This window comes from Burkholderia sp. Tr-20390, from assembly GCF_017104595.1.
Lineage (GTDB): Bacteria > Pseudomonadota > Gammaproteobacteria > Burkholderiales > Burkholderiaceae > Burkholderia.
The window spans coordinates 1-13462 of the sequence record NZ_JAAGPC010000213.1; the positions used below are offsets into that span (position 1 = coordinate 1).

General features: G+C 68.5%; 10 protein-coding genes and 1 pseudogene. 1 reads left to right on the top strand and 10 read right to left on the bottom strand.

The genetic code is table 11. From position 1 onward, the window contains the following. Positions 1–347, bottom strand: a pseudogene (locus tag G3N98_RS34400) (hypothetical protein); the annotation flags it as partial. Between the two features lie 160 nt (positions 348–507). Here G3N98_RS34400 and G3N98_RS34405 point away from each other — a divergent pair. After that, the gene (locus tag G3N98_RS34405) at positions 508–1044 is read left to right on the top strand and encodes a TlpA disulfide reductase family protein (RefSeq protein ID WP_175236790.1); all 537 of its coding nucleotides are present in this window, start codon (positions 508–510) and stop codon (positions 1042–1044) included. A 97-nt stretch (positions 1045–1141) separates the two neighbouring features. Here G3N98_RS34405 and G3N98_RS34410 read toward each other — a convergent pair whose 3' ends face one another. From G3N98_RS34410 to G3N98_RS34450, 9 genes are all read right to left on the bottom strand, one after another. Next, positions 1142–2497, bottom strand: coding sequence for a sigma-54 dependent transcriptional regulator (locus tag G3N98_RS34410; RefSeq protein WP_089426405.1), 1356 nt, complete (start codon positions 2495–2497; stop codon positions 1142–1144). A gap of 94 nt (positions 2498–2591) precedes the next feature. Then, complete coding sequence (locus tag G3N98_RS34415) at positions 2592–4601, bottom strand: ATP-binding protein (RefSeq protein ID WP_089431720.1); 2010 nt, start codon at positions 4599–4601, stop codon at positions 2592–2594. Positions 4602–4605: 4 nt separating this feature from the next. Next, entirely contained in the window at positions 4606–5895 is a 1290-nt protein-coding gene (locus tag G3N98_RS34420) for a dicarboxylate/amino acid:cation symporter (RefSeq protein WP_060321844.1), read from the bottom strand. A gap of 358 nt (positions 5896–6253) precedes the next feature. Next, complete coding sequence (locus tag G3N98_RS34425; protein ID WP_206150639.1) at positions 6254–7939, bottom strand: cation acetate symporter; 1686 nt, start codon at positions 7937–7939, stop codon at positions 6254–6256. An 11-nt stretch (positions 7940–7950) separates the two neighbouring features. Then, positions 7951–8256, bottom strand: coding sequence for a DUF485 domain-containing protein (locus G3N98_RS34430; protein WP_089431721.1), 306 nt, complete (start codon positions 8254–8256; stop codon positions 7951–7953). A 194-nt stretch (positions 8257–8450) separates the two neighbouring features. After that, positions 8451–9656 carry a CaiB/BaiF CoA-transferase family protein gene (locus tag G3N98_RS34435; protein ID WP_206150640.1) on the bottom strand — a complete coding sequence of 402 codons (1206 nt, stop codon included), beginning with the start codon at positions 9654–9656 and terminating at the stop codon, positions 8451–8453. A 30-nt stretch (positions 9657–9686) separates the two neighbouring features. Beyond that, on the bottom strand, positions 9687–10823 hold the full coding sequence (locus G3N98_RS34440) for an acyl-CoA dehydrogenase family protein (protein ID WP_206150641.1): 1137 nt from the start codon (positions 10821–10823) through the stop codon (positions 9687–9689). Between the two features lie 14 nt (positions 10824–10837). After that, positions 10838–12046 (bottom strand): acyl-CoA dehydrogenase family protein, encoded by a 1209-nt coding sequence (locus G3N98_RS34445; RefSeq protein WP_206150642.1) that lies wholly within the window; start codon positions 12044–12046, stop codon positions 10838–10840. Positions 12047–12075: 29 nt separating this feature from the next. Then, the coding region (locus G3N98_RS34450; protein WP_241026216.1) for a 3-hydroxyacyl-CoA dehydrogenase at positions 12076–13462 on the bottom strand (1387 nt) is incomplete at its 5' end.

Genomic DNA, 13462 nt, shown 5'->3' on the forward strand with positions numbered 1-13462 from the left:
AGACTCGGGCCCGAGCCGTATTTTCCAGTCTTGAGAAGATGAGCACAGAATTGAGCAGTGATGGCTTTCGACGCTTGTTTCGTCTGAAGCGGCTTGTAGACGTTCGCAGCGATTTCGTGCGCGGCCTGCATCCGCATCGGCATCGACGCGCCGCCGATCGCCACCGGCTGCTCCTCGACGGTCGGCTTCGCCGGCAGGTCGATCGTGTAGCCGGCATCGTTGTGCAGCGTGCGCCAGTCGTACGACGGCGAGCACGCGGCCAGCACCGCGCTCATGCACGCGAGCGCGGCGAAGTGTCGCAGCGGACGAAAAAGGGGGCGCAACGAAACGGTGACTTCCTTCGGCATGGCGTGGATCGGGCAGGCAAAACGGGCATTATCCGCTGAACGTGACATCCGGGATGCGTGGCCGCCGTCGGTGCGCAAGCCGCATTCGCGCTAAAATGAGCGCCGAATTTCGATGTCCTTTGCATTGATCCGCGTCATCGACCGACTCCGAGAGCACCAGATGAACACCACGCCTCCCGTCCGGCGCAGCGCCGGCCCCGTCCGCTACATCGTCGCCGCCGCGGTCGTCGCGGCGATCGCCGTCGCCGGCTTCTTCGCGTTCAACGGCAAGTCCAGCGTGCCGGACGCCACGTTCACGCTGCTGTCGGGCCAGAAGGTCTCGACTGCAGGCGACCTGAAAGGCAAGGTCTATCTCGTGAACTTCTGGGCGACGAGCTGCGCGACCTGCATGCAGGAAATGCCGCAGATGGTCGAAACCTACAATCGCTTCAAGGGTCAAGGTCTGGAATTCGTCGCGGTCGCGATGAACTACGATCCGCCGATGTACGTCGCGAACTACGCGCAGACGCGCCAGCTGCCGTTCAAGGTCGCGCTCGACGACGGCAGCGTCGCGAAGCAGTTCGGCAACGTGCAGCTCACGCCGACGACTTTCGTCGTCGACAAGGACGGCAAGATCCTGAAGCGCTACGTCGGCGCACCGCAGTTCGCGGAACTCGACGCGCTGCTCAAGAAGGCACTCGACGGCAACGCGGCCTGAGCGCCGCCCGATCCGGCTCGAAGGGCCGCGCACCGCGCCCTTCCCCGCACCACGGACCGCACGACCGGGCAAGCCGGTTCCGCGGTCCGTTTGCTTTTCAGCGCTCGGTTTCGCCTTTCGCCGACAGCCCGTAGCGCTTCATCTTCTCGTACAGCGTCGCCTTGCCGACATGCAGCCGGTCGGCCGTCGCGGCGACCGCGCCGCCCGTCTGGTTCAGCGCCTCGGCGATCACCGCGCGCTCGAATTGCTCGATGCGCTCCTTCAGCGTCTGCTCGCTGTCGGCGTCGTCGCCGCTCGCGCCCGTCTCCTGCGGCATGTCGGCCACGCCGAGCACGAAGCGGTCGGCCGCGTTGCGCAGCTCGCGCACGTTGCCGGGCCAGTCGCGCTGCATCAGGCTCGCGCGCTGCCGGTCGGTCAGCACCGGCGCGGGCCGCGCGTAGCGCACGGCCGCATCGAGCATGAAGTGCTCGAACAGCGGCACGATGTCCTCGCGGCGCTCGGCCAGCGGCGGCAGCGCGATCGTCACGACGTTGAGGCGGTACAGCAGGTCGCGCCGGAACGTGCCGGCCGCGACGAGCTCGCTCATGTCGCCCTTCGCGGCCGCCACCACGCGGCAGTTCACGCGGATCGGCTGGTTCGAGCCGAGCCGCTCCAGCACGCCGTCCTGCAGCACGCGCAGCAGCTTCACCTGCAGCGCGAGCGGCATGCTTTCGATTTCGTCGAGGAACAGCGTGCCGCCGGACGCATATTCGAGCTTGCCGACGCGGCGCTTCGCGGCGCCGGTGAACGCGCCGGGCTCGTAGCCGAACATCTCCGACTCGAACATCGGCTCGGGCAGCGCGCCGCAATTCACCGCGATGAACGGCTTGTCGCGGCGCGGCGACAGCTCGTGCAGGCTGCGCGCGATCAGCTCCTTGCCGGCGCCGGTGTCGCCGTTGATCAGCACCGACGCATCGGTCGGCGCGACGTTCGCGATCAGCTTGCGCACCTGCTCGATCGCGGGGCTGCGGCCGATGATGCGCGGCGCGACGACGTTCTGCCCGGCCAGTTCGCGCCGCAGCGCGTGGTTCTCGAGCACGAGCTCGCGGCGCTCGAGCGCGCGGCGCACCGTCTCGATCAGGCGCTCGGCCGCGAACGGTTTTTCGATGAAGTCGTATGCGCCGTCGCGCATCGCCTGCACGGCCATCGAGATGTCGCCGTGCCCCGTGACGAGGATCACGGGCACGTCGGGCACGCGCTCGCGGCACTGCGCGAGCACGTCGAGCCCGCTCGCGCCGGGCAGCCGGATGTCGCTGACGATCGCGCCGGCGTTATCCGCGACGATCGCCTTCTCGGCCGCCTCGGCCGACTCGAAGCCGGCGACGTCGAACCCCGCCAGTTGAAGGCTCTGCACGCTGGCCCGGCGAACGAGCGCATCGTCTTCGATATAGATCACTTGCAGCCGGTTGGCCATCGTACTCACTTGCTCCTGACGGGCCGCGCGGCGGCAGCGCGCGCGGCGTCGTTGATACCGATCGTGCGCCGATCGGGCGGGCGGCGTGGCGCGCCTAGCGCGAGCCCGCCGGCTCGGACACGGAGTCCGGATGATGCGTGCGGGCGCGCCGCAGCGTCAAGACGAACAGCGCACCGCCCGACGGCGCGTTGCGCGCGGTCAGCGCTCCGCCCGCGTCGCTCGCGATCGACGACGAGATCGCGAGGCCGAGGCCGAGCCCGCGCCCCATTTCCTTGGTCGTGAAGAACGGCTCGAACAGGCGCGGCAGCAGGTCAGGGGCAATACCGCTTCCGTTGTCGCGCACCTCGACGGCGAGCGTGGCCGCCGACACCGCGATCGTCACCTCGATCGCCGGCGCCGCGACGCCGGCCACCGCGTCGAGCGCGTTGCCGAGCAGGTTGATCAGCACCTGTTCGAGGCGCAGATCCTCGCAACGGGCGACGAGCTCGGGATAGTCGCGCGCCAGGTCGAGCGGCGCATCCTGCGCGGGCGACACGGTCGCGTCCTGCAGCGTCAGCGTGAGCGCGACGCCGCGCAGCCGCTCGTCGAGCAACGACAGCACGCTGCGCAGCGCGCGCACGACGAGCGCCTGCTCGTTGCGCGGCTTCGCGCGGCCGACGAACAGCTTCAGCTGGTTCGTGATCTTGCCCATCCGCTCGGTGAGCGCGGCGATCGCCTCGAGGTTCTCGCGCGCGGCCGCCTGCTCGCCGCGATCGAGCAACACGCGCGTGTTGTCCGAGAAGCTGCGCAGCGCCGCGAGCGGCTGGTTCAGTTCGTGCGTGATGCCGGCCGCCATCTGGCCGAGCGCGGCGAGCTTGCTCGCCTGGATCAGTTCGTCGTGCGCGGCGCGCAGCTCCTGCTCCGCACGGATCCGGTCGCCGACTTCCTTCTGCAACTGCTCGTTCGCTTCCGACAGGTCGGCCGTGCGCTCCTCGACGCGCCGGTTCAGCTCCGCATACGCCTGCTGCAGCAGCGCGCGGCCGCGGATCATTTCACGCACGCGCGCGCGGCGCATCCGCCAGTAGAACGCGAGCAGCGCGACCGACACGAAGCCGAAACCGGTGACGATCGTCGCGTTGCGCGCATCGGCGTCGACGGGCGCGATAGGCGCGAGCGTGACGAGCAGCCAGTCGGGCTCGCCGATCCGGCGCTTGCTCGCGAGGAACCGCGGCGCGCGCATGCCGGGGCCCAGGCGCACGATTTCCGCATCGGGGCCGAGCACCTGCTCGATGCGCAGCGGCAGCGGCGTGACGGGCTGCTGCGCGTACTGGCGCGTCTCGTAGATCGACGCGGCGACAGGGCCCGTGAGCGGGCGCAGCGTGTGGTACTTCCATGCGGGCACCGACGACAGGAACACGACGCCGTGATCATCCGCGACGACGAGCGGCTCCGACGCATCGGCGCCCTGGAACCATTCGAGGTTGAGCTTCACGACGACCACGCCCGCGATCTTGCCGTCGCGCCACACGGGCTGCGAGATGTAGTAGCCGGGATCGCGCGAGATCGTGCCGATCCCGAAGAAGCGGCCGACCTGGCCGTTCATCGCATCGAGGAAATACGGGCGGAAGCGGTATTCGGTCCCGACGAAGCTGTCGGGCGCGCGCCAGTTGCTGGCGGCGACACACAGGCCGTCCGCGCCGATCACGTAGGTGACGGTCGCGTGCGCGTGTTCGTTGAGGTCTTCGAGATAGCGATTGACGCGCCCGGTGTAGTCGGCGCGCGTCGGCTCGGCGAGCAGGTCCTGCACGTACGGATGGCTGCCGAGCAGATACGGCAGCGACTCGTAGCGGTCGAGCGTGCTCTTGAGCGCATTGGTGGTGCGGTCGACGCGCACCGCGGCGTTGCGCTGCAGCTCGGCGACGCCGCGCCGCCAGGTGATCGTCCACGTCAGCGTGCACGCCGCGGCGAGCGCGGCGGCAAGCACGACGAGAATGAGCAGACGGCGCGTCACGGTCGAGGCTTCCTGGCGATGCGGATCACCTATTGTGTCATAGGCCTCCGCCCTTCCGCCTCGACCGCCGCGGCTCGCACCGCCGGCGGGCGGTGCCGCCGCCTGCTCCTTCATGACGTCAGACGCCGGCCGTCTCGGTCGGCGCCACTTCGCCGCCGCCCTTCAGCGCCTGGCGCAGCTTGTTGCGGTCGAGCTCCTTCTCCCAGGCCGACACGACGACCGTCGCGACGCCGTTGCCGACGATGTTGGTCAGCGCACGGCATTCGCTCATGAAGCGGTCGATGCCGAGGATCAGCACCATGCCCGACAGCGGGATCGTCGGCACGACGGCCAGCGTCGCGGCGAGCGTGATGAAGCCCGCGCCCGTGACGCCGCTCGCGCCCTTCGACGTCAGCATCGCGACGGCGAGCAGCGTGAGCTGCTGCATCCACGTCAGTTCGATGTTGGTCGCCTGCGCGATGAACAGCACGGCCATCGTCATGTAGATGTTGGTGCCGTCGAGGTTGAACGAATAGCCGGTCGGCACGACGAGGCCGACGACCGAACGCGAGCAGCCGGCCTTCTCGAGCTTTTCCATCAGCTGCGGCAACGCGGCTTCCGACGAGCTCGTGCCGAGCACGATCAGCAGCTCTTCCTTGATGTAGGACACGAAGCGGATGATCGAGAAGCCCGTGACCCGCGCGATCGTGCCGAGCACGACGAGCACGAACACGACCGACGTCAGGTAGAACGTGCCGATCAGCTTGAGCAGCGGCACCAGCGAGCCGACGCCGTACTTGCCGATCGTGAACGCCATCGCGCCGAACGCGCCGATCGGCGCCAGCTTCGTGACGATGTGCACGATGCCGAACAGCACGCGCGTGAGCCCGTCGATGAAGTCGGTGACGACCTTGCCGCGCTCGCCGAGATGCGCGAGCACGCTGCCGAACAGCAGTGCGATCAGCAGGATCTGCAGGATTTCGCCCTGCGCGAACGCATCGACCATCGTGTTCGGGATGATGTGCATCAGGAAGTCGACCGTCGACTGCCCGTGCGCCTTCGCCGCGTACGACGCGACGGCCTTGCCGTCGAGCGTCGCCGGATCGATGTTGAAGCCGACGCCCGGACGCAGGATGTGCGTGGCCGCGAGGCCGAGCACCAGCGCGAAAGTCGACACGATCTCGAAGTACAGCAGCGCCTTGCCGCCGACGCGGCCGACCTTCTTCATGTCCTCCATGCCGGCGATGCCGGTGACGACCGTACAGAAGATGATCGGGCCGATCACCATCTTGATCAGCTTGATGAAGCCGTCGCCGAGCGGCTTCATGTCGGTGGCGATCGACGGATAGAAGTGGCCGAGGATCACGCCGACGATGATGGCGAAGATCACCTGCACATAGAGCACTTTGTAGAAGGGTTTCTTCTTCACGATGGTTCCTGCAGAAGTAGATGAGCCGATGGAAACGGCGTCACGCGCGCGGACGAATGTCACAGGGGAAGATTCACTCGCCCGCGCGGCTGCCGTGCCGCAACAAGCGATGCCTCAGGACGTCCGGAGGGGGAGGAAGGCAGTGGTCATCGATTGTCTCCTTGCTTGCTGTAGTAGTTCGGCCGGGGGAGGGCCGTGCGTTTTATATTGCAAGGTCAATGCCAGGTTCCTGAAACCCGTCAAACCTTTGTATTCATTGTATTTCTCATAATGCGGCAGGCAAGGAAATCCGGGTTTCCGGATTTCCGGAAAATATCCGTCCGGCGATCCGGACGGATGCACTCATTCATCTGACGAATCAATGCTGCACGGCGCGGCCGGCCAGCACGCCCGTCTGCGCGTAGAACTCCTGCTGCGCGAACGCGTCGCGCTCGCGCCGGGCGCGCTCGCCGCGATCCGCGAGCGAGCCGACGACGATCCCGATGAACGCGAGCGGCACCGACACGAGCGCCGGGTTGTCGAGGAACACCGGTGCGTGCGCGTGGTGCAGCACGTCGACCCACACCGACTTCGACAGCACCGTGAGCATGACCGCCGACACGAGGCCGAGGCCGCCGCCGAGCACCGCGCCGCGCGTCGTCATCCCGCGCCAGAAGATCGACATCGCGAGCACCGGGAAATTGGCGCTCGCGGCCACCGCCGCGACGAGGCCGACCATGAACGCGACGTTCACGTGCTCGAACAGGATCGACAGCCCGATCGCGACCGCCGACAGCGCGATCGTCGCCGCGCGCGAGATGCGCATCTCGACGCGCTCGTCGGGCTTGCCGCGTGCCCACATCTGCGCATACAGGTCGTGCGAGATCGTCGTCGCGCCGGCGAGCGTGAGGCCCGCGACCACCGCGAGGATCGTCGCGAACGTGACGGCCGCGATGAACCCGTAGAACCAGTTCCCGCCGACCGCCTGCGCGAGCTTCACCGCGACCATGTTCGAGCCGCCGAGCAGGTCGTGCGTCAGGTTGAACGTGCCGTTCGCGCCGAGCTTGAAGAACTCCGGATGCTGCGCGAGCAGCACGATCGCCGAGAAGCCGATCACGAAGGTCAGCAAATAGAAATAGCCGATGAAGCCGGTCGCATAGAGCACCGACTTGCGCGCCTCCTTCGCGTTCGGCACCGTGAAGAAGCGCATCAGGATGTGCGGGAAGCCGGCCGTGCCGAACATCAGCGCGATGCCGAGCGACAGCGCGTTGGCCGGATCGCGGATCAGCTTGCCGGGGCCCATGATCGACAGCGCGCCCGGATGCACGGCCACCGCGCGGCGGAACATCTCGTCGACGCTGAAGCCGAATTCGCCCAGTGCAAGCACGACGAGCAGCGTCGCGCCGCACAGCAGCAGCACGGCCTTGATCACCTGCACCCAGGTGGTGGCCGTCATCCCGCCGAAGAACACGTAGACCACCATCAGCACGCCGACGATCAGCTCGGCCGTGCCGTACGACAGCCCGAACAGCAGCTGGATCAGCTTGCCCGCGCCGACCATCTGCACGACGAGGTACAGCACGACGATGGTCAGCGAATTCGCGGACGTCAGCAGCCGGATCGGCCGCTGCGCGAAGCGGTACGCGACGACGTCGACGAACGTGAACTTGCCGAGGTTGCGCAGCGGCTCGGCGATCAGGAACATCACGAACGGCCAGCCGACCAGGAAGCCGATCGAGTAGATGAGCCCGTCGAAGCCGAACATGAACACCATCCCCGACAGCCCGAGGAACGACGCGGCCGACATGTAGTCGCCCGCGATCGCAAGCCCGTTCTGCAGCCCGGTGATGCCGCCGCCGGCCGTGTAGAAGTCGCGTGTCGAGCGCGTGCGGCGCGCGGCCCAGCGCGTGAGCGCGAGCGTCGCGAACACGAACGCGAAGAACATCCCGATCGCGACCGGGTTCAGTTCGACCTTGTCGGGCATCGGGCCCGCGACGGATACCGCGTGCGCGGCGGTGGAAGCGAGAACGGCAGGCGCGCCGAGCGCCATCGAGAGTCGTCGCATGTCGGCCTCCGTCACGAACGCTGGAGGATCGCGTCGACGCGGCGGTCGAACGCACGGTTCGCGCGCAGCACGTAGCACGCGGTCAGGCTGATCGCGACCAGGATGATCGCGACGCCGGTGGCGATCCCGACCGTCATCGTCGCGCCGCGGTACAGCGGCGCGGCGAGCACGTGCGGCGCGAGCGCGACGAGCAGGATGAAGCCGTAGTACGTGGCGATCATCAGCGCCGTCAGCGTGAAGCTGAAGCGGCGCCGCGCCCGCACGAGCTGCTGGTAGTCACGGCGCGCCGTGACCGATTCGATGACGGAAAGCTCCATGGTGTCTCCTGTCGACCAGAGTTGGCGCTTCAGCGCTTACTCTGGTCCCATGCTTCGCGGTCGACCGGAGTTGGCGCTTTAGCGCCTACTCCAGTCCCCGCAGGGCAACCTCCTCGTCGTCGCGAGGAATGTCTTATGGATGGCTGGCGCGTCGACTGCTCCGCCCGCGCCACGGCGGCAAGGCATGAAACGCGTTACACAATGCGATCCGCACGCAGCCGCGCAACCTCGTCGGCCGACATCCCGAGCCAGCCGCCGAGCACCGCATCCGTGTCGGCACCAAGCACCGGCGGCGCGCCGCGCACCGGCAACCGCGCGCCATCGAACCGGTACGGCGGCGCCAGCACGTCGACGCCGCCCGCGACCGGATGCGGCTGCCGCGTGACGAGCCCCGCGCGCGTCGCGCGTTCCGACTTCAGCGCCTCGTGCAGCCCGAGCACTTCGCCGCACGGAATGCCCGCGTCGGCGAGCGCCGCGAGCAACGTCGCGCGCGACCGGCGTGCGAGTTCGCCGCGAATCTCGGGAAGCAGCTCGGCGCGGTTTTCCGAGCGGCCGAGGTTGGTCTTGTAGCGTTCGTCGGCCGCGAGATCGGGCCGCTCGATCGCGTCGCAGAAGCGCGCGAACTGCGTGTTGTTGCCGACCGTGATCACGAGCGGGCCGTCGGCCGCGTCGAACACGCCGTACGGCACGATCGACGGATGCGCGTTGCCGTAGCGCGGCGGGTCCTCGCCCATCAGCAGCGCGTCGAGCCCGTAGTACGCGGTGATCATCAGCCCGCAGTCGAACAGCGCCATTTCGATGCGCCGCCCGCGCCCCGTTGCGTGTCGTTCGTACAGCGCGGCGAGGATCGCCTGCGCCGAATACATGCCGGTGAACAGATCGACCGCCGCGACGCCGAACTTCAGCGGCGGCTGGCCGGCCTCGCCGTTCAGCGCCATCAGCCCGGCCTCGCCCTGCACGACGAGGTCGTAGCCGGGCCGCGCGGCCTCGGCGCCCGAGCGGTCGTAGCCGGAGATCGCGCAGTGCACGACGCGCGGATTCAGCTCGGCCAGCGCGTCGTAGCCGAGCCCGAGCTTTTCCGCGCCGCCGAGCTTGAAGTTGTGGAGCACCACGTCGGCCTGCGCGGCCAGCTCGCGCGCGAGCCGCCGCCCGTCTTCAGTCTGCAGGTCGAGACAGATCGAGCGCTTGCTGCGGTTCACGCTGTTGAAGTAGGTCGTCTCGGTGTCGCCGATCCTCAGGCCCCAGTCGCGCGTGTCGTCGCCGCGCGCCGGATGCTCGACCTTGATCACTTCCGCGCCGAAATCGGCGAGCACCATCGCGCACCACGGGCCCGCGAGCACACGCGAGAAATCGAGCACCTTCACGCCGGCCAGCGGCAATGCGCGCGATTCGTTCGTCATCGTTGTCTCCTCCGTTCGCGTCGTTCGTCTTTACTGTTTCGACAGCGCGATGTAGCGCGCGAGGTGATGATCCTCGTCGCCGAGCTGGTGATCGATCATCACGAGGCGCTTCGCGTAGTGCGACAGCGGCAGCTCCCACGTCATCCCGATCCCGCCGTGCAGCTGGATGCTCTCTTCGGCAACGAGCGTGCCGATCCGGCCGATCGTGTACTTCGCCGCCGCGAGCGCGCGTTCGCGCACCCCGCGCGGCGCATCGAGCTGCGCGGCCGCGTTGATCACGGCCGAGCGCGCCTGCTCGACTTCGAGCAGCAGGTCGGCCATCCGGTGCTGCAGCGCCTGGAAGCTGCCGATCGGCAAGCCGAACTGCTTGCGCGTGCGCAGGTAGTCGAGCGTGTATTCCTTCGCGACGTCCATCGCGCCGAGCGCCTCCGCCGACAGCGCGAGCAATCCGTAGCCGAGCACGCGTTCGAGCAACTCGGCGCCTGCTTCGCCGTCGTGCGCGCCGAGCGCGGCATCGGCCGGCAGCACGACGTGCTCGAAGCGCACCTCGGCCGCGCGGCCGCCGTCGATCTTCCGGTAGTCGCGCAGCGATACGCCCGGCGCATCGGCCGGCACGACGAACAGGCCGATGCCGGCCGCATCGTCGTCGTGACCCGACACCCGCGCGCTGACGACGAAGAACGCCGCCTGCGCAGCCTGGTCGACGACGCCCTTCGCGCCCGTCAGCACCCAGCCGTCGCCCGAGCGTTCGGCGCGCGTGCGCACGGTCGTCAGTTCGTAGTGCGAGCCGGGTTCGTCGTGCGCGAACGCGGCGCTCGCGCTGCCGTCGATCAGCGCGGCCAGCCGGTCGCGATGCGCGGCGCCGCCGGCGAGCGACAGCGCCCGCCCCGCGAGCAGCGCGCCGAGGAACGGCTCGACGACGAGCCCGCGCCCGAGGCATTCGAACACCACGGCGATGTCGAAGCCCGCGCCGCCGAACCCGCCGTCGGCTTCGGAAAACAGCGCGCCGACCGTGCCGAGGTCGGCAAGGCGCCGCCACATCGCGCGATCGAAACCTTCGGCCGACTGCGCGATGCGATCGCGCACCGGGAACGCGTACTGTTCGGCGATGAAGCGGTTCAACGTATCCGCCAGCATCCGGCGGTCTTCTGTGTGCTGGAAATCCATCGTCGCGTCCCTCGTTACAGCCCGAGCATCATCTTCGCGATGATGTTCTTCTGGATCTCGTTCGAGCCGCCGAAGATCGACAGCTTCCGGTTGTTGAAGTACTGCTGCGCGGCGCTCGCGGCGTCGTCCGGGCCGACCGGCTCGCCGTCGTAATCGGCATCGAGCGCCTCCTCGACGAACGGCTGCGCGTACGGCCCCATCGCGCGCCGCATCAGCGCGGTGATCTCCTGGCGGATCTGCGTGCCGCGGATCTTCAGCATCGAGCTTTCCGCGCCCGGCGCGCCGCCGCCCGCGACCGCGGCCAGCACGCGCAGGTTGGTCGTGCGCATGTTCTCGAGTTCGATCTCGACCCGCGCGACGCGCGCCGCGAAGAACGGATCGTCCGCAAGCGGCCGGCCATTCTTCGTGACCTTCGCGGCGACTGCGCGCAACCGGTCGAGCGCGGCCGTCGAGAAGCCGATTCCCGCGATGTTGGTGCGCTCGTACGTGAGCAGGTATTTCGCGTAGGTCCAGCCGCGGTTCTCCTCGCCGACGAGGTTGGCCGCCGGCACGCGCACGTCGGTGAAGAACACCTCGTTCACTTCGTGCTCGCCGTCGAGCGTGACGATCGGGCGCACCTCGACGCCCGGCGTGTTCATGTCGATCAGCAGGAAGCTGATGCCTTCCTGCTTGCGCACGTCGGTCGCGGTGCGCACGAGGCAGAAGATCATGTTCGCGTAGTGGCCGAGCGTGGTCCACGTCTTCTGGCCGTTCACGAGGTAGTGCTCGCCCTGCGCGTCGATGCCGCGCACCGCGCTCGTCTTCACCGATGCAAGATCGGAACCGGCGCCCGGCTCCGAGTAGCCCTGGCACCACCAGTCGGTGCCGTCGAGGATGCGCGGCAGCCAGTGGCGCTGCTGCGCGTCGTTGCCGTACTTGATTAGCACGGGGCCGAGCATGTTCACGCCGAACGGCACGATGCGCGGCGCACCCGCGAGCGCGCATTCGTTGTCGAACAGGAACTTCTGCGCGACGCTCCAGCCGGGGCCGCCGTATTCGCGCGGCCAGTGGCTCGCGAGCCAGCCGCGCGCGTTGAGGATCGCGTGCCATTCGCGCATGTCGTCGCGCGTGAGATGCAGGCCGCCCTTCACCTTGCGCGCGATGCGCGCGGGCAGTTCGGCTTGCAGGAAGCGCTGCACTTCCGTGCGGAAGGCTTCCTCTTCGGGAGTGAAATTGAGGTCCATCTTCGGTCCGTGGCGAATGCGGTGGGCGTTCAGTCGATGCGGTTCAGGCTCGCGAAATCCGCGCCGCGCGCGACGAGATCGACGAGCAGCGGCGACGGCTTCCAGAACAGCGGATCTTCCTTCGCGAACGCGCGGATATCGGCGAGCACGTTCGCGAGGCCGACCGTGTCCGCGTAATGCATCGGGCCGCCGCGATAGCGCGGGAAGCCGTAGCCGTGCAGGAACACCGCATCGACATCGAGCGGGCGCAGCGCGATCTTCTCGTGCACGACGTTCGCGCCTTCGTTGATCATCGCGGCAAGATAGCGGCGCAGGATCTCGTCGTCGGTGAAGGTGCGCGGCGTGACGCCCTTGTTCGCGCGTTCTTCCGCGACGATCGCCTCGACTTCCGGGTCCGGCGTGCCGACACGCGCGCCGTCCGGATACAGGTAGTAGCCGCGCGCGGTCTTCTGGCCGAACCAGCCGCGCTCGCACAGCCGGTCGGAAATTTCCACGTAGCGCGCACGCGGGTCGCGCGTCGCCGCCCGGCGCTTGCGGGTCGCCCAGCCGATGTCGCCGCCCGCGAGGTCGACGACCTGGAACGGCCCCATCGGGAAGCCGAATTCGCGCACCGCGCGATCGATCTGGTACGGCGACGCGCCGTCTTCCATCAGGGTGTCGGCCGCCGTGCGATAGACCGCGAGGATCCGGTTGCCGATGAAGCCGTCGCACACGCCCGCGCGCACCGGCGTCTTCTTCAGCTGCTTCGCCAGCGCGAACGCGGTCGCGACGACGTCCGCGCTCACGCGCGCCGGCACGACGATCTCGAGCAGCTTCATCACGTTGGCCGGCGAGAAGAAATGCAGGCCGATCACGTCGGCCGGCCGGTCGATGCTGGCGGCCAGCGCGTCGATGTCGAGATACGACGTGTTGGTCGCGAGCACCGCGCCCGGCTTGCACACACGCGCGAGTTCGGCGAATACGGCCTGCTTCACGGCCATGTCCTCGAACACCGCCTCGATCACGACGTCGGCCTGCGCGAGCGCGTCGTACGACGTGCTGCCCTTGAAGCGCGCGAGCCGCGCCGCGTGCGCGGCCGGCGTCATCCGCCCTTTCGCGACGAGGCCGTCGTACACCTTCTCGACGTGCGCGCGGCCGCGCGCGAGCGATGCTTCGTCGCGTTCGATCATCGTCACCGGCAGCCCGGCATCGAGCGCCGCGACCGCGATGCCCGCGCCCATCGTGCCGCCGCCGACCACGCCGATCCGCTCGACCGGCCGCGCGCTCGCGCGCCGCGCCTCGGGTGCCTTCGCCACTTCACGCTCCGCGAAGAACGCATGCACGAGGCCCGCACGCTGCGGGCTGTCGATGCACTGCAGGAACAGGCTGCGCTCGAGCTTCATCCCCGCGTCGAACGACTGCGTGAGCGCGGCCTCG

Excerpts from the sequence above, each read along its gene's own strand:
- G3N98_RS34405 (WP_175236790.1), top strand. The coding sequence starts at position 508 with ATGAACACCACGCCTCCCGTCCGGCGCAGCGCCGGCCCCGTCCGCTAC.
- G3N98_RS34410 (WP_089426405.1), bottom strand. The coding sequence starts at position 2,497 with ATGGCCAACCGGCTGCAAGTGATCTATATCGAAGACGATGCGCTCGTT.
- G3N98_RS34415 (WP_089431720.1), bottom strand. The coding sequence starts at position 4,601 with ATGAAGGAGCAGGCGGCGGCACCGCCCGCCGGCGGTGCGAGCCGCGGC.
- G3N98_RS34425 (WP_206150639.1), bottom strand. The coding sequence starts at position 7,939 with ATGCGACGACTCTCGATGGCGCTCGGCGCGCCTGCCGTTCTCGCTTCC.
- G3N98_RS34430 (WP_089431721.1), bottom strand. The coding sequence starts at position 8,256 with ATGGAGCTTTCCGTCATCGAATCGGTCACGGCGCGCCGTGACTACCAG.
- G3N98_RS34435 (WP_206150640.1), bottom strand. The coding sequence starts at position 9,656 with ATGACGAACGAATCGCGCGCATTGCCGCTGGCCGGCGTGAAGGTGCTC.
- G3N98_RS34440 (WP_206150641.1), bottom strand. The coding sequence starts at position 10,823 with ATGGATTTCCAGCACACAGAAGACCGCCGGATGCTGGCGGATACGTTG.
- G3N98_RS34445 (WP_206150642.1), bottom strand. The coding sequence starts at position 12,046 with ATGGACCTCAATTTCACTCCCGAAGAGGAAGCCTTCCGCACGGAAGTG.